At 61.1% G+C, this 812-nt stretch carries 1 protein-coding gene; it reads right to left on the reverse strand.

Annotated features, from left to right (window positions below; all coding sequences use genetic code 11):
* On the reverse strand, positions 1 to 812 hold an 812-nt coding region (locus AC58DT_RS15670; RefSeq protein WP_497217729.1), incomplete at both ends, for an FIDD domain-containing protein.

Below are 812 nucleotides of genomic sequence, written 5' to 3' on the forward strand. Positions count from 1 at the left end.
GCATAGCTCTCATAGTAGCCCAGGGTCCAGTTGTTCCCGTTGAGTATCTGGGCGCTGCGAACGGTGAGGTCGAACAGCTCCACTTCGTCATAGGGGCCCGGCGGCACGATCACGTTGTAGTCGCACAGCACGATGGGGTCCGGCACCACGGGCCTGGGGTTGCTGATCACCCGAAGGGTCAGCGTGGTAAAGGAAATACAGCTACTGTTGCTGTCCTCCACGCGCACGTAGAGCACCTGCGGGTTGATCGGGCCCCCGTTCGCGTCCACGTTCACATAGGCGGTATCGGGGTCGATACGGCCGGTGTTGTCCCGGGCGTCCTGCTCGGTAAGGAAGTAGGCCACGCCCTGGGTGAGCACCCCGTTGGTTATCTCGGAATTCTTCTGGGTAAGGTCAAAGGTGGCGATCCCGTCGTTCTCCTGGCCCAGGTCATCGCACTGCTCCAAGGGGGTGGGATCGGTTATCGGAAGGCCACTGTTCACGATAAGGTCAAACTGGCCCACCGCAAAGCATTCCGTCAGGTCACTGTCCAGGCGGACCCAGATGGTCTGTGGGTTCGCGGCGTTGGTGTAGGCCTCCGGCGTTACGATAAAGTTTATGCCCGCAATGGCATCGGCCTCGCTCAGGTGGTAGGTAACGGTGACGTCAGTCTGCGGCGGGTTCCCCAGTATCAGGTCCTCCTGTACCGTAAGGTCGAACTCCGCAAAACCATCGTCGTCACAGGCGATAAGGTCCGGAAGGTCCTGGGGCACCACCGGGGAGGGCTCCACTATCAGCTCCAGCTCCACAATGGCGTAGCACCCCGTGCCGGC

Source organism: Aequorivita sp. CRS11, assembly GCF_059693805.1.